Genomic DNA, 19,973 nt, shown 5'->3' with positions numbered 1-19,973 from the left:
AGAAGCGATTTAAAAACAGGAAAGGCCCGAATATGGGCCTTTAAGCGCTAATCGGGGATGTTAGCTTCCTGCCTTTCGCGCGCGTTCAGTTCTTTTAACTTACGGCGCAACAGGGCAGATGAGGAGCGTTTTCTCGCCTGAGCTAACTGGGCTTTAATGGCGGGTAGGTCGGGCCTGTCCAGCCACTCAGCAATCAAAAGTGCCCTTAACTCCCTGTTCTCGGCATCAGCCGCATCTGTGATGCCATTGTGTTTATCGTAAAACGACATAGCAAGCTCTCCCTGTAGTCACTGTTTTATAAGCCTGGAAATAGTCCGGGATTAAAGGTTGCGGCGCTTTCTTCGGCAACCCGGTCCGGCGATTGTAGCGCAGTTCATTTTTTAAGCCAGGCAAAGCGTCGTAGATCTCCTCAAGGGGTGTCGGACGATTGCGGTCAACGATCTCTCCTGATGCAGCCTGGAAAACAAAACCGCCCACAAAGAAGCTTTCATGGTGTGCCATTAATGCCAGGAATACGCGTTTGATAACGACAGCACTGCCTAATCCTGCAAAGCTGATATGGCGGAAATCACCCAGGCATTCCATACCATCAAAGACGTCAAAACAAACTTCATAAATATCTTCTTCAATGCGCACTTCTCATCCCTGTCGTAACTTATAAATCCCTGAAACCCGATTTTCAGTTCCTGCGCAGCACCGTCAAACATCCATGGTAAAAATAAGGTTATTCATTCCAGCATTTCAGCCGCCGTTGCGGATTAACAACACCGTTTTGTAAGCCAGCCCGCAAAACCATTCACCTGTCACGCCCCCTTATCGCGCAGCCCTGCGCCATCATCGTGCTGAAAAAATAAACAGGCGCGCCCGTCCGCCACCATAAGAATTCGATCTTGTATCCCAGGCCGTATTCCATCTGGCATCCCTGCTTCAGAGCGTCCGGCCTGGTGTCAGCTGGCACGGTTCATGCACTACCTGACGGGTACAATTCTGGCGAGGTAATCCATGTTTGACTCCTTATTAGACGAAGATGCCACCACGATGGCCGCACTTATCCGCAGCGGGGAGGTGTCAGCCTGCGAGCTGACCGGGGCCGCACTGGAGCGAATGGCGGAACGGGAACCGGCAATACAGGCCTTTTGTACCCCCACACCCGAACTGGCGATGGCGCAGGCCAGGGCGCTGGATGCCCGTCGCGCTCGCGGAGAGACGCTGGGTGCGCTGGCGGGGGTGCCGCTGGCGGTGAAGGATTTGATCTGCACGGCCAGTGTCAGAACCACCTCCGGTTCGGCGGCTTACCGGGATTTCGTGCCGGAAGAGGATGACATCACGGTAGAACGCCTGCTGGCCGCCGATGCCATTCTGCTGGGTAAAACCACCGCACCGGAATTTGGCTACAGCGCGGTCGGGCACAATCCGCTGTTTCCGTCGCCGCGTAATCCCTGGGATCCTGAGATGACGCCCGGCGGCTCCAGTGCCGGCTCCGGTGCGGCCGTTGCGGCGCGGCTCTGCCCGATTGCGCTGGGCAGTGATGGGGGCGGATCGGTTCGCATTCCGGCGGCGCACTGCGGCATCTTTGGTTTCAAGGCGTCAATGGGGCGGGTGCCGCTCTGGCCCGGCTGCCGCGATGAACGCTATCCCGGCGTGTCGAGCTGGGAGTCGCTGGAGCACATCGGCCCGATGACGCGCACCGTGCGCGATGCCGCCCTGATGATGTCACTGATGGCGGGCCCGGATATGCGGGATCGTCACTCCATCCCCTGCAGCGACGTTGACTGGCTGGGCGCGCTCCGGCAGCCAGCCAGCAAACTGCGCATCGCGTTCAGCGCAGACCTGGGTTATGTCGCGGTGGACCCGGAAGTGCGGGCGGTGGTCAGTGCGGCCGTGCAGCGCTTTGCCGCTGAAACCGGCGCGGAACTGGAGCTGGCCGATCCTGGCTTCAGCGATCCGGCCGCCGCTTTCGGTGCGCTGGTGGCGATGGAGAGCGATCTCACCGGCATGCGTCAGATGATGGCGGAGCAGGGCAGCGCCATGTCACCCCATCTGATCGCCATGCTGCAGCGTGAGTGGCGGGCGGAAAACTTCACTGACGCTATCGCGGTGCGCAAAGCGGTCAGCAACAGCCTGTGGCGCTTTATGCAGCGTTACGACCTGCTGATCACTCCGACGCTGGCAGTGCCGCCGTTTCCGCTGGGAAGCCAGGGGCCGGAAATCATTGCGGGGCGGATGGTCCGCAGCGACCACTGGCTCTCATTCTGCTACCCGTTCAACTTCACCGGTCAGCCCGCGGCGTCGGTGCCCGCCGGTTTTACCGCCCGCGGCCTGCCCGTGGGTCTCCAGATTGTCGGACGGCATCTTGATGATGCCTTAGTGCTGGCTGCCAGTGCCGCTTTCGAGCGCATTCAGCCGTGGAATCACCTTCAACCGGGAATCACACAATGAAAACATCGTCTTCACCTGCGCTGGAGCAGGAGTTTGAACACCAGCCGGTGCCAGTGTCGCATCGTCACTCCACCCGCTCGGTCTCGGCAGTCTGGTTCGGTTTTCCGATGATCCTCACCAATGCGTTATTTGGCGGCATCATCACCTGGCATCTGGGCTTCTGGCCTGCACTGATCGCCATTCTGCTGGGAAATCTGGTGCTGTTTGCCTATGTTGGCGCGCTGAGCTGGTTCGCCGGAAACAGCGGCATGAATTTCGCCCTGCAGGCCCGGCGCACCTTTGGCAGCAAAGGCTATATCCTGGTCTCCGGTTTTCTCTCGACGGTGGTGATCGGCTGGTATGCCTTTCAGACCGGCCTCACCGGCACGGTGATTAATCAGACCTTTGGCTGGAACGCGCTGGCGGTGACGGCCTTTGCCATGCTGCTCTATACCGGCATCACCTTTCTGGGCGTGCGGGCGCTGTCGGTGCTGGGGATGATCGCCGCGCCGCTGTTTGTGGTGCTCGGCATCGTGGCGCTGTGGCTGATAGGGCGGGATCATGATTTCGCCGTCGTCACGCAGTGGCAGGGCAGCGCCAGCGCGGCGGGTGCCATGAGTATGGGCACCGCGGTCACGATGGTGGTCGCCGGTTTCGCCGACTCCGGCACCATGACGGCGGACTTTACCCGCTGGTCGAAGAATGGCCGCTCGGCGGTGATCGCGGCTTTTTCCGCTTTCCCGGTTGCCAACGTGATCTCCTACCTGTTCGGCGTGGTGATTGTGGCGGTAGGCGCGGCGGTTGACCCGCTGACCAACGGCGGAAATTTCCTGCCGATGCTGATGGGCCACAGCGCGTTTCTCTCGGTGGTCGCCTGTCTGTTTGTCTTTATTAACCTCGGATCGGTCTGCACACACTGTCTTTACAACGGCGCGGTGGGATTCAGTCATCTCTTCAGCAGCAAAATGCGGCTCTGGACGCTGATTCTGGGGGGCATCGGCGGCGTGCTGGCACTGGCGGGGGTCTGGTCTTACTTCCTGGAGTGGCTGAGCCTGCTGGGCATCGTGGTGCCGCCGTTTGGCGCAGTGATGATCGTGGATTTGATCTTTATGGCGCGCATCAGCGAACAGCGTCCGGCACAGCGTTTCCGCGGTACCGCGTTCGCCGCCTGGGCGATTGGCAGCCTCTGTGCGGTCATCGCTCATGTGGCCTTTCCGCAGTTCGGTGAAGCCGTCATCGGCCTGGTCACGGCCGCCCTCAGTTACAGCCTGATTAGCAAACTGCGCATGCCGCGCCCGGAAATGGAGAACAGTCATGCCCGACTACAGCGTTAATTCCACCCCCTACGCCTGGCCGTTCGATGGCCGTTTTACCCCGGCTGACACTGCCCTGATCGTCATTGATATGCAGACCGACTTCTGCGGCGTGGGTGGCTATGTCGATAGCATGGGCTATGACGTCAGCCTGACCCGTGCGCCCATCGCCCCGCTGCAGCAGGTGCTGGCCGCGATGCGTGCGCGGCAGTTTCCGGTTATTCATACCCGCGAAGGGCACCGGCCCGATCTCAGTGACCTGCCAGCCAATAAGCGCTGGCGGTCGCGGCGGATGAATGCCGGGATTGGCGATGTGGGGCCGTGTGGCCGCATTCTGGTGCGGGGTGAACCGGGCTGGGAGATTATCCCGGAGCTGGCGCCGCTGCCGGACGAAGTGGTGGTGGATAAGCCGGGCAAAGGCTCGTTTTACGCCACCGATCTGGAGCTGATTCTGCGCAGCCGCGGCATCCGCAATCTGATCCTGACCGGCATCACGACGGATGTCTGCGTTCACACCACGCTGCGCGAAGCCAACGACCGCGGCTTTGAGTGTCTGGTGCTCTCCGACTGCTGCGCGGCAACCGAACGGCGTCACCACGAGGCGGCGCTGAGCATGATCCATATGCAGGGCGGCATTTTCGGCGCGGTCGCCTCGTCTGCGGCGCTGCTGGACAGCCTGGGCGCATAGCGGTCTGCTGCTGATACGGATAGCCCGGGCGCACCGATGCGTTCAGGCTATCCTCCCGGCCGTTACGCCTGCGGCGTCGTCTCTGGCGCGGCGGAGGTCATCAGCGCCGCAAGCTGATCGGCGGGCACCGCCTGACTGAAGAGATAACCCTGCAACTGATTACAGCCTGCATCCGCCAGCGCCGACATCTGTCCCGGCGTCTCGACACCCTCCGCCGTCACCATCAGGCCCATGGCATGCCCCAGTTTCACCACCGACTCCACAATCGCCACGGAATTTTCTGCCACGCCCAGCGACTGGGTGAAAGAGCGATCGATTTTGATTTTATCGACCGGGAAGGTACTCAGATAGTTGAGGCTGGAGTAGCCGGTGCCGAAATCATCCAGCGCAATGCGGAAACCCGCTTCACGCAGCGCCACGATAATCGCGCGCGCCTCCCGTTCATCCTCAATCAGCACGCCTTCGGTGATCTCCAGCTCCAGGCGCTTCGGGTCGCCGCCGTGCTGGCTGACAATCGCCATAATCCGCTCGACAAAGCCCGCCGATCGGAACTGCACGGGCGAGACGTTGACCGCCACCAGCAGCGTCGGGAAACGCTGCTGCGTGGCACAGGCTTCAGCGAGCACCCACTCACCCAATGGCATAATCAGGCCGGTCTCTTCGGCAATCGCAATAAACTCACCGGGTGCGATCAGGCCGCGTGTCGGGTGGTGCCAGCGCAGCAGCGCCTCAATGCCGACCATCTGCTGACCGCCGATGTCCATCAGCGGCTGATACCACACCTCCAGCCCCTGACGGCTCTGCAGCGCGGAGCGCAGATCCGCCGCAATCGCCTGGCGGGTGCGCACCGACTCATCCATCGCCCGTTCAAACTGCCGATATTTACCACGCCCGCCGCTTTTGGCTTCATACAGCGCGATATCCGCTTTGCGCATCAGCTCCAGCCGATCGATACCGTCTCTGGGCGCGAGGGAGAGCCCGATACTGGCACCGCTCCACACCTCGCTGCCAAACAGCGTCACAGGCAGGGCCAGCTCGTCGACGATACGCTGGGCCAGACTCTGCGCCTGGCCCAGGTTTTCGACATCCGGCATCACCACAATAAATTCATCGCCCCCGATGCGTCCCACGGTGTCGCTGGCGCGCACTATCCGGCTCAGGCGCTGCGCCACGGCGATGATCAGCTCATCACCGGCGTGATGACCATAGGTGTCGTTGATGGTTTTGAAGCGGTCGAGGTCGATCAGCAGCAGGGCCACCCGCTGATCGTGGCGCGTCGCCAGCGCCAGCGCCAGCGCCTGCGTCATGCGCTCTTCAACCAGCGCACGATTGGGCAGACCGGTCAGCACATCATGAAACGCCAGATGCTGTGCCTGCGCCTCTGAGGCGCCGAGCCGCAGCATCGACTGCGACAGGCTGACCAGCGAATGCCAGAGCCGCCACACCATATAGAGACACAGCAGGGAGATTGCCAGCACCGCCAGCCCGGTTGAGGGGCCGATGGTCCTTAGCATCTGCGCACCGGGACGGGAGGGGATCCACTCCAGATACCCCACCGGATCGCCCGCCTGCGCCACCAGCAGATAGCGCGCTGCGCTGCCTCGCTGCGCCGTGCCGTCCGTGAAGTGCAGGTCCTGAAGCTGATTGCGTTCCGCCAGGCTCGCCAGATAGCCATCATCCAGAAATTTCAGGCTCACCAGCCGGAAACGGGGCAGGGTGCGGCTCTCCTGCTGAATATTGCCGACGGCCAGGGCGGCGGCACGGTTCGTGACCCGCGCATAGTCGGCCCTGTCCGGGCGCGCCGGATCGGTAACCAGCGTACTCTGCAACACCTCACCCGCCAGCAGATCGCTATCCGGCGCAGCGACCGGCTGGCCCTCGCGCCAGACTCTGACGATCTGGTTCTGCTGATCCAGCACCATAATCAGCTGATGACCGAACATTTCGTAGAGCCATTCACCGATGTTCTCATCCAGCCAGCGGTCGCTGTTGCTCGCGGAGAGGTGCTGCTCAAGCGGCGCCCAGCGCGACAGGCTGTGCAGCTGGCGCAGATGTTCATTCAGGCTCTGCGAAAACGAGGCTTCAATCATCCGCTGCTGTTGCTGCCGGGCTTCGGTGTTAGTGAGCGAGGTGCCGATAAACAGCGCCGTGCCGGCACCCGCAAAGGTGAGCAGCAGGATGGCGACCAGCGGTACCAGCACTTCACGCAGAAAACTGCGGCGGAAATCAGCGGAAAGTTTAATGCCATTAATCATATTGTTGTTTTTCTCAGCGACGGCGGGGCACAGTTTAAAATTAGCAGACAAGACTCTGTCGTCTACATTCAGCGGGGGTTATAGTGAGTCCGGCAGCAATTTTTGTTGTCCCAAAGGAACGAAAAGGGTCAGAAAAGCGAAACGGTTATATCAGGCGGGTTAATGATATCGGCCAGGGCCGCAGGCAACTTCTGTCACTGTCCGTCCTGGCTGAAAGGCAAAAGAGGCGCATCAGGGGCGCGGGCTGGCGAGGCTTTTCCTGTCAACTTTGCAGGTATGGTTCATACTTGAACCCATTGATTGTATTACAGACGGATGACCGTGAAGACAACGGTTACTGCATGTGTCACTTATCTGACAACCCGGTGTTGTCAGCTTACTAAAAGGGAAAATAATGCCATTGTTATTCGGTGAGTTATCTGGTTTCCCGTCGTGGGTACCTGTTGTATTACTCGTCTCGCTTTCATTTGTACTGGGTTTCCTGGGCCGTCTTATCCTGCTCGCGTTTATCCGCTACTGGCAGAGTCGCGACAGGAAGCTGTTCAAATCGCTGGAGAAGCACCTCAGTGGGTCGATGTTCTTTTTCATCCCGTTATTAATGATCAATGTGGGTCTTAATTACATTAACTTCCATCCTGACTCGCTGGATTTAATTACCAATATCATCAATGTCTTTATTATTATGTCGTTTTGCTCAGTGTTAATACGACTGACCAATGTGGCGCAGGATATGCTTTATATCCGCTACGACATCAATATCTCCAATAATCTGCGCGCGCGTAAAATCCGCACACAGATTATCTACGTCAAAAAAGTGGTTATTGTCATTCTGGTGTTATTCTGCCTGTCGCTGATTCTGCTGAGTTTCCCGAGCGTGCGTAAATTTGGCACCACCATCCTGGCAGGGGCCGGTGTGGCGGGGATTATCATAGGTTTTGCGCTACAGAAGTCGCTGGTCAATCTGTTCGCCGGTATCCAGATCGCCTTTACCCAGCCGATTAAAATTGATGATGCGGTGGTGGTAGAGAAAGAGTGGGGCTGGATTGAGGAGATTAACCTGACCTATGTGGTCGTGCGGATCTGGGATCTGCGCCGCCTGGTGCTGCCAATCACCTACTTTACCGAGAACCCATTCCAGAACTGGACGCGCAACAACGCTCAGATTCTCGGTTCGGTCTTTCTCTATGTGGACTACTCAATGCCGCTTGAGCCTCTGCGGACGCACTTTGAAAAGGTGCTGAGCGAAACCCGACTCTGGGATGGGGAAACCCAGGTGCTTCAGGTGACCGATACCACCGAGAAAACCATGACCATCAGGATGCTGATGACCGCGCAGAACTCACCAATCGCCTTTGATTTACGCTGCTACGTGCGGGAAAAGATGATCGAGTTTATTCAGCAGAACTACCCGGAAAGCCTGCCGCAGGTAAGGGCATCGCTGACGGATAGCGGGCGTGAAAAGGGAGAGAGAGGAGTGGCTGAGCAGGTTTCAGGCATGGCGGACTGAGTGGTTTTGAGCGCTCCAGGGAGGGTGACCGTCACCCCTGAATGACACAAATGAGCCCTGACAGGCTCATTTGTGCTTCTGGTTGCTTCGGGTGCCGTGACCTGAGTGGCGGTGCAGAAAATTCACACCAGGCGGATGCGCATACCGTGGATACCGGACGTTCGTAAGGGTGTTACAGAGCGTAGCCACAGAACAGGTACTGTAAGCAGGGTAGTGTCTGCTATGGGCGAGAAGCAGACGAGAATCGTCAATGGCATTCAATGCTCCGAGCGAGATGACATAGGCTAACTGAGCCGCCTGTTTGCGGAAATAATCGCTGTGAATGTTAAATGTGTTAACGCCAAATAACACAAATCACCTCATCTATGCCTGTCTGGCGTTATAGTATTTATACCTGTGTCATTAAAGTATTGAAAGAAATGTCAAAGCCTGAAAAACTCCTTACCGTCACCTGATATCAATTTTTTTAACATTTCATTAATAAATAATGAGGCTATTAATTTCAGGCAATTTAACTTACAGGCTGGGATAACTGACTATCATATTCATGCTGTGCTGCTATTACTGCTTCAAGATTTTCATTAGTCCATTCAAGTAAAGTGTGAAAAATTTTGTCTAGCGAGTGACCTAAGGGTGTCATTCGGTATTCGACGGCAATAGGTGAAGTGGCCACTACGCATCTTTCCACAATCCCATTTCGTTCAAGTTTGCGCAAACATTGCGTCAAAGCCTTCTGAGTTATCCCACCGATTTTACGCTTTATCTCATTGAATCTTATTGGCTTTTCGCTCACGGTCAATATTACCAGTACGGACCATTTATCGGATATCTGGTCTAAAATAATCCTATTAGGACAAGATGCAATTCTATTTGACGTTGTCATAAACTCGGTTTCCTAATTGCTACTTAGTAGATAAAAAGTGCCTGATTGACCTGTTCTGCATTCTGTATATCATCGAATCTGATTCCAGTGAAACTAAACCCTCTTAGGTCAGATCACTTTTCTCTTATACGTTGATGTTAAATTTAAAGGGTTAAATATGATTGCAGTGACAGGTGCAAACGGTAAATTGGGTAAGCAAGTCATTATGAAGCTTCTTTCCTTTTATCCTGCTGAAAAAATTGTTGGCCTTGCCCGGAACCCTCAAGACGCAGGAGATCTTATAAAGTTGGGGGTACAGATTAAACAAGCCGACTATGATAAACCTGAAACAGTATCAGCTGCGTTATTTGGCATTAAAAAACTGTTACTGATTTCGGCTGTGATTCCCAGTGAAAGGTTCAGACAGCATAAAAGCGTCATTGATGCTGCGCGCCAGGCTGGCGTGAGTTTAATTGCTTATACTAGCCAATTACGTGCGGATACTTCGGCGTTCTCGTTGGCAAAAAGTCATAGAGAGACGGAGAGTTATATTAAACAAAGTGGAATGGTGTACACCATCCTGCGTAATGGGTGGTACATAGAGAACCATACTGAGAATCTTAATAAGGCTCTCCAGCATGGTGTACTGTTAGGCTCATCAGGGAAAGGACGTTTTTCCTCTGCTACCAGGGGGGACTATGCTGAAGCTGCCGCTGTGGTTTTAACTCAGGCTGGGCACTCTGGAAAAGTATATGAGCTTGCGGGTAGTGATTCTTACTCCATGCCTGAGTTAGCTAGTCAACTTAGCGAGTTGAGCGGAAAAAAAATCGATTATCTCAATTTATCTTATTATGATCTTAAACAAGTGCTTTTATCAGTTAACATACCTGAAATGATTGCAGATGTTGTTATTGAAGCAGATAAGCTATCGCAAGAGGGCGAGTTATTTAGTGACAGTAATGATCTCTCTATCCTGCTAGGAAGAAAAACGCTATCTATTCAGCAGGTGATTATTAACGAAATAAAACAAAGACAGGAGTAATTCAATCTAATCCTGGTGTCGATATTAAGTTGTGTTTTTATATTTTCTGGTCTTGATACAGGCAGGGAAGCCCATTTGATTTTATCAATACCCGGTTATATGGCCCTGTTTTACAAGCATGTAAAGCTTTAGAATATCCAGTTTAGTCATGCTAGCCAGGACTGGTGTGGAAAGATCATCATACCAGCACGAGGGAACAAAGTTCGCTTAGCCTGAGTTGCTTTATTTATCTGCGGGTGACAATATTTTGCCTTTAGGTAAATTTCGGTTTTAGAAAAACTTGATAAAGTCATTCATCATAATAGTTGTAAAATAGAAAAGTAAGCGATGCTTTCTTCAGAAGTATTATGTAAACATATCTCTTTGTGTATCTCTATGGATATGCATAAGGTGAGGCTGAGGGGAAATTAGGATTGAATATTCGTAATATAAAAAAGACTTTAATGAAAGCGTTGGTAGCGTCTTTTTGCTTCTTTTTTATGACGTTTTCTAACGCAGAGTCGGGAGAAAGTCATGATTTCGCGCTTTCTAAGTCAGAAATCAATGGTGGAAAAGAAAAATATCCGCGATATTATGAAGTTGTGGCTAAGAACTTAGTCATTTCAGGATGCAGCCTCACTACTTCCTGTGCCAATTTAAGTTTAAAAAATGAAGGATTCATTCGCACAGGGTTTATTACTTATAAGCTGCGCTGGTTTAAATTTTTTGCGCAGGATGTTAGGTATTACCTCAATGAGATGTTCCGTCACCAATGAAACCCCTCTGCAGGCAACCGGCAGTTCAGGCGAACGCGAAGATCTTGAGGTGACCTTATGAGCAACGCCAGTGATAAATGACGCCGTAAGACCGGCCCAGATGATAACAGCTGTATATATCCTGCAATGCTTAATCCCTGTCCCGACAGCCCAATCCCTCCTTCAGCAATAAATGAGCGGATATCACATCGTTTACGGCTATATTGACGTTCAGTGAGAGAATAGACGGCGTGGCTTGTCGATCATGCTTATCAGATTCAGTGGCTATCAGGCTGACATTGATGAAGCGGTTACTAACCCGGTCAATTTTTTCGATTGAGGAGATTACCCTGAGCTATGTGGTGGTACGGATCTGGGATCTGTGCTGCCGATTACCGACTTTACCCAAAATCCTTCCCAGAACTGGACGCGCAACAACACTCAGATTCTGGGTTCAGTCTTTCTCTATGTTGACTACTCAATGCCGCTTAAGCCCCTGCGGACGCACTTAAAAAGGTGCTGAGCGAAACCAGCCTCTGGAATGGGGAACCTCAGGTGCTTCAGGTGACCGATCGATACTACCGAGCAAACCATGACCATCAGGATGCTGATGACCGCGCAGAGCTTACGCTGCTACCTGCGGGAAAAGATGATCGAGTTTATTCAGCAGAACTACCCGGAAAGTTTGGCGCAGGTAAGGGCGTCGCTGACGGATAGCGGGCGTGAGAAGGGAGAGAGGGGGGCTGAGCAAGTTTCAGGCGTGGCGGATTAAGTGGTTTTGAGCGCGCCAAGGAAGGGTCACTCCTGAATGAACACAAATGAGCCGTAACAGGCTCATTTGTGCTTCTGGTTGCTTCGGGTGCCGTAACCTGAGTGCCTGGTGCAGAAAATTCACACTAAGCGGATGCGCATATCGGATATTCGTCCGGATGTTACAGAGCGTAGCCACATACCAGGCACTGTAAGCAGGGTAATGTCCGCTATAAGCGAGAAGCAGACTTTCCAAAGTCCTTCGAACGAAGGCAGGCGGATATATTCTTATCAATTTCCCAGAAATTCTCCAGAGTAAATATCTGCTTACAGATGGATATTCAAATACATATCTTCGTTACATTTTAATGTTTTTTTATTGTTAAAAGTCTTAATTACTGTAAAAAAACAAATCTTCAAAATTTTACCCTGCCTGAACGGCAAATACCTTTTTGTTTGTTTTTAATAAGAATGCAACAAATTTAATCTAAAGATAACAATAAAGTAATTTGGTTGTTTTATCAGCATTTTCTCAAATTAATAGTGTATTCATCTCATCAGAAAAAGCTAATGTTACCGGTAACGCTGCCGATAGAAATTTTATCTTTTAGAGGGAGATTAAAATGTCGGTCATCAGAAAATTTAAACTTTCAAGAGTACTGCTCACCAGTGGCATATTCATCATCGTTATTCAGCTTTGCGTAGGATTAGTATTTCTCAACTATTTAAAGTCTGACAGAGATAATTTCAGAAACGCTGACGTTGTGAGTAAAAAAGTACGGCTTTTGAGCGACATCTGGACACAGTTAAACGAGGTGAGAGCAGACACTAACCGGATTGCTCTGTGGTTGATCAAAGATGGTCCGGGCAGTGAAAAAGTAAATTATTTTATTGCCCATGGTGAAAAGATCCTTAGTCAGTCAAGAAAAGATTTTTCCAGCTATCAGCAACTGGCTGATATCAGGGGAGTGCCAGAAGATATACAAAAATCTCTCCAGAAAAGCTTTCAGGCATATTCAGCCATTTTGCAGCAGTCGTTAAATAATGGCTATAAGAAGGATGTCAACCTTATGTTCTCGATTAATGCCGGCCCCTATAAGGATAAAATGCAAAGCGATTATGATGCATGGCGAAGCAGGGTGGCAGATATCAGCGTCCATATTTCCGAAAAAAGCAGCGAGACTTACTCTAAGGTGACTGTGTTTTTCTATGGAATGATAATTTTCAATCTCATATTTATTTTCGGACTTATCAGGGTGTTTAAAAACGTGCTTATCCAACCCCTGTCACAGGTTTATGCGCAACTGGAACGTATTCAGTCAGGCGACCTTACCAGTGAGGTTAAAACAGAATTCCCTCGCAAAACTGAAATAGGGGGATTATTCTTTAAACTCAGTGAGATGCAGTCAGGCCTTATCAGGGTAATTTCCGAGATAAAAGAGGGGTCACTGAATATTGTCAAGGGTATCAGTGAGGTGAGTTCCGGCAACAATGAACTTTCAGCCCGCACGGAACAGCAGGCAGCGTCTATTGTTCAGACAGCATCCAGTATGGAGGAAATGACTGTGGCGGTTAAAAATAACGCGCAAAACTCTGCTGATGTATCTGAACTGATTAACGACACCAGAACAAAGTCTGAACAGGGTAAATCCGTAGTCCTGTCACTGTCAGACAGGTTGAAAACCATGCAGGAAAAATCGTCAAAAATTAACGATATTACCGGCATTATTGAAAGCATCGCTTTTCAGACCAATATCCTGGCACTGAATGCGGCCGTTGAGGCAGCCAGGGCGGGCGAGCACGGAAAAGGATTCGCTGTCGTAGCCGGAGAGGTCAGGAATCTTGCGCAAAAAAGCTCATCGTCAGCGAAGGAAATCAGCGATCTTATTAGTGATTCAGTAACGGAAATTGAAGAAGGTGCAAAGCTATCTGATGTCGCTCAGGATTCAATTTCAGGCGTTTATGATGCGATACTGGAGATACATGATGTAATGCATAACATCAGAACCGCTACGGATGAACAAAGCAAGGGGCTTGAGCAAATCAACATTGCTATTTCTGAACTTGACACTGTTACCCAAAAAAACTCTGCACTGGCTGAAGAGACCTCATCAGCAGTAATGCTTGTTGAGAGTGAAACCGTGAATCTGAATCGTGTAGTTGATTCATTTAAAACCGGCTAATTCGATATGTCGCTTAACGAATAAATCAGATGGCGGGATATTCAAATGCTGAAAACAACTTTTGGATATCCTTGCTTTACGTCAATAGTGATATTTACATTAAGACTTCTCTGCGCCTGTTTGCTGCCTGACGGCCGTTTCCGGCACCTTTCCCTGTCCGTATCCTGAAAAGACGTCCCTGATGATCCCGGCATGTTTGCATTACTATGCGGTAAGATCTGTTCTACGCGGATTAGTAAATGCAATGTTGGAAACGTCCGCTTCTGTCGTGGACAGACCGTTGCGCCGCAACGGCCGCTATGAGCTAATTGTGGTCATCACGGTCGTCTTTTTACAGCTTTTACAGGCGTTACAACTTCAGTAAGGTCTTCGTCAGACCTGCCGGCTTTAAATATTGCAACGGCCTGACGCAGAAGGACAGCTTGCTCCTCAAGGGAAGGCGCCGCGCTGGCAGAATGTGCAACCAGCGGACTGATGGGATTTGAGGCTACGGAACAAAGCCCATTTCCGTATTCCGGTCTCGGATACTCAGGCGTACGGGCAGTTTGGAAACGCCATGGTGGTTCCGGTTTTTACTGCTGTGGAGCAGCTACTATTGCCGCTCATCGAACAACATCTTAGCCAAAAAACTTAGCGCCACAGGGCCATAATTTTTTTTAAGGCCGCGCATTATGCTGTTTTGCGCTGAATCGCGTCCGCTGTCACCAAATTGTCATGCCCACTCCCAATACTCTTTTTTATTTTTTTGGGGTCATTAGATGTCACTCCTTTCTGTAATCTCGTTACCGCTACGTTTACGCACGCGTCTTACCTGGCGTATGCCGCTTTGGCTCACCAGCCTTCACAGCCAGTTTTTGCTGTTTATCGTGCTGTTTTGTTTACTGCAGTTCGCGGGCGTAATACTGCTTAGTAATCACGTTAATCAGACGCAAATTTCACTTGAGCAAGCCAATCAACTGCGGGAAAGGTTGGCCCTGCTGGATAAAGCACGTATCGAGTTGCTCACTGCCAGTGATAACAGCCACCGCGCCGGTATCTATTTAATGCAGGATCAGCAAAGCGGCTCGGTCGATAGCTGGAAAAGTCTGGCGGCCGCCTCCAGGGATTCGTTAACAAAAGCCCAGTCGCTGTTCACCGCCTACCATGCTAAAGCGGACAGCCCCCTGGCTCAGGACTTCGCGATGTTAGCGGAAGGTTTGCAAGAGCAGTTGAAAGGGTTAGCAGCCAATGACATTAATGCCTTTTTTATTGTGCCGATGCAGGCATTCCAGCAGCAGTTTAACGATGCCTGGTTCAGCGAGCTTGAACAGGCCAACCATCAGTTGAGCAGCGTGAATCAACTTACCCTCAGTACACTGAAGCAGAGCCGCAATATGTCGCTGATCGTCAGTGCCATTTTGATGGCGCTACTGGTGCTGGCCTCCAGCCTGCTGATGCGCGGCGTGCTATTGCCGCTTCGACGAGCCAACCGACAGCTGGAACAGATTTCAACAGGCGACCTGGTACCGAACCATGACACGCCGGGTCGCCTGTGTTTAGAGACGCGCCAGCTGTTTCAGTCGATCGAATCGATGCGCTTCGGTCTGCAGCAGATTGTCAGTGACATTAATAATGTTGCGGTCAGCGTGGCGGCCGGTGCAGAAGATATGCAGCAGCATAACGAACAGTTCATGCAGCAACATCAGGCGCAGAATGCCAGCTTCCACTATCTGTCACAGCGTTTATACCGCGTGTCTGAAGAAGTCGAAATTGGTGCACAGCTCTCGCAGCAGGCCACACAGGAGGCGCAGTCAGCTGATGCTCTGATGCGCAATTGCGTCGCGGAAGTCGACAATATGGAACTTAAAATGCAACAGATCGTTGCTGCCTCGGGCGATATCGCCGGGATTGTCGCCATGCTGGATAGTCTGTCAATGCAAACCCGATTACTGTCGTTAAATGCCGCCATTGAATCCGCTCACGCCGGAACGTACGGCCGCAGTTTCTCCGTTGTCGCCAAAGAGATGGGACTGCTGTCGCAAAAGAGTGGTGAATCAACACGTCAGATTGATGGTTTAATTCAGCACACTCAGCAGCATGTGAATGATGGTTTTGACAAAGTTAAGGCGCTGGAAGTGCTGTTCACGCAAATCAGCGGCGCGGTTTCGGGGGTAGTAACACAATTGGATGAGTTACAGCAAAATAGCATCGCGCAAAGTCATCGCGTCAGTAAAATTGCGCAAGAAGTGGTGGAGATGAGTAACCAGCTGCAGCAAAACGAAGCGCTCAACGCCCATCAGGTCAATTCTGCTACGCAATTGCGTGAACTCTCTGATCGCCTCGCGCAGCGGGCACAGCAATTCCGCGTCGATGCAGCTTAAGTGCAGAGATAAAAAGCTCGTGAATGACGTAATACTTGTCAGTTAAGAGCTTAATGGGGATCGCAACAGATAACGTTGCATTGTATCACTGCAGACCGGGTTCCAGCATTTACTCAGGGCAGTCGCATCACGCCTGAACAGTCAAAATGCTTTCGCTTCCACAGGCTATTTATCAGTAAGCGTCGCATATTGACCGTGTTGACACTCGTATGGAGGTGTATCAGCTCAGACTTTAGCTGACAGGTTTTGTTGATTTGACACAATTAATCAGTGAGGGGCTGTTGTGAGCGGGAAGCAGACGTCAAAATGATAGCAGCAGGGACGTTCTGCCATAATAAATATAACAACCCGCTCGCGAACCCTTTTTGGTGTTGATTTTCAGACAGAAGTACAGGGCAGTATAAAACCTCCGTTTTTTACTGAAACCAGCCTACCCACGTTTTACTTTTTTAATTGCCATTTTTACTAACCAATATATGGCTAAAGCGTAAAACGCGATAACGGTCACAAGGGAAAAGAACGTAACCGGATCCGTACCGGCTTCGTATACGTCATCCTGATAACTGCTGAAAATTTGGTGAGAATGCTCAACGAGCCACGCCGTCAGCGGATAGAGTGGCATTCCGTAACGCGAAACCATAAAGGCCACAATAAAGCAGACGAAAAAAACCGCTGCTTTTCTAGCGAATTTTGCAGTTTGCAAAGTTACTTTCTCCCTGAACGTCAACATAGCCGTATGCCATCAGGCTGTTTCGCGAGCACGGCACGCGAATTTTTTTCTCCGGAGCAGCGCCTGTCTTACCGTATAGAAATCAGTACGCCGTACGAAGGTGATACACCCTTCACTTTCTCCGGAGACGTCTGGACTAAGAGGATGCAGGCTGAAACCGCCGCGGGCAACGCCATTGATGAAGATGGAATCACTCATCGTTTCCGAATTAAAGAGCGCAAACCACTCTGAATGATTTGAGCTGTTCCAGGTGTCGACGGCCCATCCTCTGATCCGGTTAGCGATACTGCCTTCTGGACGCGGAACAATCCAGTAGCGCCCGACCGGAATGGCACTGTCAGGCTTGTAGGTAAAATTTGGATCATTGGTATAAGGCTTTTGGCCGGAAAAGACCGGAAAGGTACCTACCCCGTAAACGTGCAGTTTTGCCTCGCCACCGCCCTTAGTCAGATCGTCGTAGCTCATTCTCATTAACTGCATTAAACGCTCCATGTAGGTTATAAGGCAAGCCAGTGAACCGGGCAATGTCATCATTCCACCCTGGAGAAGTTAACGGGCAGGCTGGCGCTTGACAGCCAGAGCTCTTCTGCAAGCCAGACAGCGTTATTTATCATAAGACTGCTTGCCGCGCTCCGTCAGGGCGCCTCGGCGCAATCCTGAACACAAATACTCACGTCCACTTCTGGGACAACGCGGAATTCGGCAGGCTAGGGTCCGTTATGAGCGATCTGCGGACGTTAGCCGCAACTCTCACAACTGATGTTAAATGACTAGATTCGTAATGACTAAATCAAAGCGGGGAAGGTCACTGTCGCTCTGTCCGAGTAATCTTTTTTGACTACAAGTATATCTGATCATTAAAGTTGGCTGACCTCGTATTGTTTGGTGCATACTCACAACATAAATCTTAGGCTTTAGCTTAAACATTTCTAATAACGGTAATATTCATAAAAAATGGAGGTGTTCATGGGCTGGGAACTTCATATCGTAAGAACAGAAAATTGGTTTGATAGTGCAAATGAGCCAATTAAGAGTGAAGAATGGCTTCAACTCGTTGATAGTGATGAAGAATTATCAATAGATAAAAAGAATGGTGATTTCTTTGCTACATGGAATGTCCATCAGCCACATGATGAACCCTGGCTTGAATGGTGTGATGGGCGGATTTACACTAAGCAGCCCTGTGAGGCCCTGTATTGTAAAATGTTGCAGATAGCGAGCAAGCTCGATGCTTTCGTTGTCGATGATGACGATCGCAAATATTTATTACCGAGTGATTTGAGAAATCCATCCTGGGCTAGTTTATCGGCTGACACTGTAAAGAAGAGTTCTTTATGGCGTAAATTAATTTCAAAGTTATTTTCATAATAATTAAAGCTAGCGGCATTAATAAATGCGTAAAGGTTCGATTACTTACTCAGTTTTTTCTATTAATATTTTATGCTGTTTGTAGATGTACAAGTTGTATCTTTCAGTTGACCTGCGAATCATAATTAGCATATCTCAATGTCCGCTTTTGGCACAAAGCGGACATTGTGCAGGCCAATGTCCTCTATGGGCAAAAAGCGGACATTATTCGGTTGATTTCAACTAATTTCCTGAAACCCGCTAACAATCAGTAATGAATCAGCCCGCCATCTACAGAATACTGGCCGCCAGTAACGTAGGATGCGTCATCGGATAGCAGAAAAAGCGCAACTGCAGCGGCCTCTTCTGCTGTTCCTGCGCGGCCCAAAGGAACCTGGCTTAACACAAACTCTTCGAACTGCTGACGCGACGTCTCTGGCATAAAATGCCTGAAGTTAGTTTCAATCGGACCCGGCACCAACGTGTTGGCGCGAATACCGCGTTCAGCCAGCGCAGATGCCCAACTTTTGACCATGGCAATAACGGCACCTTTCGTCGCTGCATACAGGCTCGTCATTGCCGCACCTTCATATGCCGATGAGGATGACGTTACCAGAACGGATGCGCCAGAATTAAGCGATTTGGAAAGCGCGGCCAGCTGTAGCATCGGACCGCGCACATTAGCATTCATCATATGATTGAAAGAGTCTGCAGTGACAGATTCCGGAGAGCCTACCTCTGCAAAGCCAGCATTAAGCCATAATCCATCAAGTGAACCCCAGCCTCTGATAGCTTCCCCCAGTCCGTTTATGTCAGCTTCGCTTGCAGCATCACTTTTCAGAATAAGCGATGTCGCAGGAAGTAAGCCGCGTGCACGTTCAAGCCTTTCTTCATTAAGCCCTGTAATGGCTACGTGGCCACCTTCAGTAACAATACGCTGAGCGCCTGCCAGCCCGATGCCACTGGTGCCGCCCGTGATCAGTATACGTTTACCCTGAAATCTACCCATGCTTACTTCCTTTATTTAGCTGCGGAATCAGCATTTACCTTACGTAATAAAAACACTATCAGTCATCTGTTTCATTACGTAACCATGGGAATGACAGGATTGCTGCGTGGACGCCCGCTTTTGGCACGAAGGGACTTATGAACAAGCCAGTGTCCGTTATAAGCGAAAAGAGCACATCTGTGGCTGTTATTACACTTAGATAATTTGCTTGCATAGGCTTGTATTCATTTACAGGGAGCATGTCACTGCGGCGAGCGAGAAGCACAGTCATCATCCAAAAATATTTCTAATGGTTTCGCTTTCGCTGTCGATAACCTGATGGCTGGCTGAGTGATGATTTCACTCAGCATTTATTTGTACATTTCAAACGATAAGGATATTTATGAACAAGCTTTGTGTTGCGGCGCTGTTGGCTCTGAGTTTAACCGGCTGTGCGCAGCAGACTTTCGTAATGAAACAGAATCAGGTTGGGGCGGCGACGAAAACCACCAGCCAGCCGTTCTTTGTTTCAGGTATCGGTCAGCGTAAGAGCATTGATGCGGCGCAGGTCTGCGGCGGCCAGGAAAAAGTCAGTCGGGTTGAAGTGCAGCAGACCTTTGTTAATGGCTTACTGGGCGTGGTGACGTTTGGTATCTACACGCCACGTGAAGCGCGCGTTTATTGCGCCATCTGATCATGCCTGAGGCCGGTTCGCCGGCCTCATTCTGCGCCTTTCATTAAATGATCGCTGATAGCTGTCGCCATGTTCGCCCCATCAGACAGCCTCTGTCCCGGC

The 19,973-nt window shown here is 51.1% G+C and carries 17 protein-coding genes and 2 pseudogenes; 12 read left to right on the top strand and 7 right to left on the bottom strand.

Translation table 11 applies throughout. The features are described from left to right. Positions 1-47 precede the first annotated feature (47 nt). Both AC6I7A_RS11715 and AC6I7A_RS11710 read right to left on the bottom strand, forming a co-directional pair. Entirely contained in the window at positions 48-269 is a 222-nt protein-coding gene (locus AC6I7A_RS11715) for a hypothetical protein (RefSeq protein WP_009089432.1), read from the bottom strand. After that, positions 253-636 carry a hypothetical protein gene (locus tag AC6I7A_RS11710; RefSeq protein ID WP_230200888.1) on the bottom strand — a complete coding sequence of 128 codons (384 nt, stop codon included), beginning with the start codon at positions 634-636 and terminating at the stop codon, positions 253-255. Before AC6I7A_RS11710 ends, AC6I7A_RS11715 begins: the two co-directional genes overlap by 17 nt. Positions 637-1,002: 366 nt before the next feature. On the opposite strand from AC6I7A_RS11710, the gene AC6I7A_RS11705 reads away from it, so the two are divergent. The 3 genes from AC6I7A_RS11705 to biuH are packed head-to-tail and all read left to right on the top strand — an operon-like array spanning position 1,003 to position 4,419. Then, positions 1,003-2,439, top strand: coding sequence for an amidase (locus AC6I7A_RS11705; RefSeq protein ID WP_498003648.1), 1,437 nt, complete (start codon positions 1,003-1,005; stop codon positions 2,437-2,439). After that, on the top strand, positions 2,436-3,752 hold the full coding sequence (locus AC6I7A_RS11700; protein ID WP_009089438.1) for a purine-cytosine permease family protein: 1,317 nt from the start codon (positions 2,436-2,438) through the stop codon (positions 3,750-3,752). Before AC6I7A_RS11705 ends, AC6I7A_RS11700 begins: the two co-directional genes overlap by 4 nt. Continuing rightward, positions 3,733-4,419 (top strand): biuret amidohydrolase, encoded by a 687-nt coding sequence (gene biuH, locus AC6I7A_RS11695; RefSeq protein WP_058957636.1) that lies wholly within the window; start codon positions 3,733-3,735, stop codon positions 4,417-4,419. The genes AC6I7A_RS11700 and biuH overlap by 20 nt, the downstream gene beginning before the upstream one ends. A gap of 62 nt (positions 4,420-4,481) precedes the next feature. Here the strand turns inward: biuH and AC6I7A_RS11690 are convergent, their stop codons facing one another. Then, positions 4,482-6,674 carry a putative bifunctional diguanylate cyclase/phosphodiesterase gene (locus AC6I7A_RS11690; RefSeq protein WP_058957637.1) on the bottom strand — a complete coding sequence of 731 codons (2,193 nt, stop codon included), beginning with the start codon at positions 6,672-6,674 and terminating at the stop codon, positions 4,482-4,484. A 394-nt stretch (positions 6,675-7,068) separates the two neighbouring features. Between AC6I7A_RS11690 and AC6I7A_RS11685 the strand changes: the two genes are divergently transcribed. Further along, complete coding sequence (locus tag AC6I7A_RS11685; protein ID WP_058957638.1) at positions 7,069-8,181, top strand: mechanosensitive ion channel family protein; 1,113 nt, start codon at positions 7,069-7,071, stop codon at positions 8,179-8,181. 511 nt (positions 8,182-8,692) lie between these two features. Here AC6I7A_RS11685 and AC6I7A_RS11680 read toward each other — a convergent pair. Further along, the gene (locus AC6I7A_RS11680; protein WP_072215496.1) at positions 8,693-9,064 is read right to left on the bottom strand and encodes a winged helix-turn-helix transcriptional regulator; all 372 of its coding nucleotides are present in this window, start codon (positions 9,062-9,064) and stop codon (positions 8,693-8,695) included. Between the two features lie 157 nt (positions 9,065-9,221). Between AC6I7A_RS11680 and AC6I7A_RS11675 the strand changes: the two genes are divergently transcribed. The 6 genes and pseudogenes from AC6I7A_RS11675 to AC6I7A_RS11650 all read left to right on the top strand — a co-directional run bounded on the left by AC6I7A_RS11675 (position 9,222) and on the right by AC6I7A_RS11650 (position 16,112). Continuing rightward, on the top strand, positions 9,222-10,085 hold the full coding sequence (locus AC6I7A_RS11675; protein WP_058957639.1) for an SDR family oxidoreductase: 864 nt from the start codon (positions 9,222-9,224) through the stop codon (positions 10,083-10,085). Between the two features lie 413 nt (positions 10,086-10,498). Continuing rightward, positions 10,499-10,840: a hypothetical protein gene (locus AC6I7A_RS11670; RefSeq protein ID WP_153009206.1), complete on the top strand. Its 342-nt coding sequence runs from the start codon at positions 10,499-10,501 to the stop codon at positions 10,838-10,840. A 314-nt stretch (positions 10,841-11,154) separates the two neighbouring features. Then, positions 11,155-11,591 (top strand): annotated as a pseudogene (locus AC6I7A_RS11665) (mechanosensitive ion channel family protein); the annotation flags it as partial. 601 nt (positions 11,592-12,192) lie between these two features. After that, positions 12,193-13,752: a methyl-accepting chemotaxis protein gene (locus tag AC6I7A_RS11660; RefSeq protein WP_058957640.1), complete on the top strand. Its 1,560-nt coding sequence runs from the start codon at positions 12,193-12,195 to the stop codon at positions 13,750-13,752. Positions 13,753-14,205: 453 nt separating this feature from the next. Continuing rightward, positions 14,206-14,386: pseudogene (locus tag AC6I7A_RS11655) on the top strand (DNA cytosine methyltransferase); the annotation flags it as partial. 124 nt (positions 14,387-14,510) lie between these two features. Continuing rightward, entirely contained in the window at positions 14,511-16,112 is a 1,602-nt protein-coding gene (locus AC6I7A_RS11650) for a methyl-accepting chemotaxis protein (RefSeq protein ID WP_058957641.1), read from the top strand. A gap of 430 nt (positions 16,113-16,542) precedes the next feature. On the opposite strand, the gene AC6I7A_RS11645 is transcribed toward AC6I7A_RS11650, so the two are convergent. Together AC6I7A_RS11645 and AC6I7A_RS11640 are read right to left on the bottom strand one after the other, a co-directional pair. Next, the gene (locus tag AC6I7A_RS11645; protein WP_058957642.1) at positions 16,543-16,815 is read right to left on the bottom strand and encodes a hypothetical protein; all 273 of its coding nucleotides are present in this window, start codon (positions 16,813-16,815) and stop codon (positions 16,543-16,545) included. Between the two features lie 39 nt (positions 16,816-16,854). Beyond that, positions 16,855-17,376 (bottom strand): DUF2778 domain-containing protein, encoded by a 522-nt coding sequence (locus AC6I7A_RS11640; protein WP_230200871.1) that lies wholly within the window; start codon positions 17,374-17,376, stop codon positions 16,855-16,857. A gap of 432 nt (positions 17,377-17,808) precedes the next feature. Between AC6I7A_RS11640 and AC6I7A_RS11635 the strand changes: the two genes are divergently transcribed. Beyond that, a complete protein-coding gene (locus AC6I7A_RS11635; protein ID WP_058957643.1) occupies positions 17,809-18,210 on the top strand; it encodes a hypothetical protein in 402 nt (133 codons plus the stop codon). A gap of 247 nt (positions 18,211-18,457) precedes the next feature. Here the strand turns inward: AC6I7A_RS11635 and AC6I7A_RS11630 are convergent, their stop codons facing one another. Then, entirely contained in the window at positions 18,458-19,198 is a 741-nt protein-coding gene (locus AC6I7A_RS11630; protein WP_058957644.1) for an SDR family oxidoreductase, read from the bottom strand. Positions 19,199-19,580: 382 nt separating this feature from the next. Here AC6I7A_RS11630 and AC6I7A_RS11625 point away from each other — a divergent pair, with 382 nt between their 5' ends. After that, positions 19,581-19,871 (top strand): Bor family protein, encoded by a 291-nt coding sequence (locus AC6I7A_RS11625; RefSeq protein WP_058957645.1) that lies wholly within the window; start codon positions 19,581-19,583, stop codon positions 19,869-19,871. Positions 19,872-19,973 lie beyond the last annotated feature (102 nt).

The sequence above is a fragment of the Type-F symbiont of Plautia stali genome, assembly GCF_059731105.1.
This window is presented reverse-complemented; position numbering and strand designations above follow the sequence as displayed.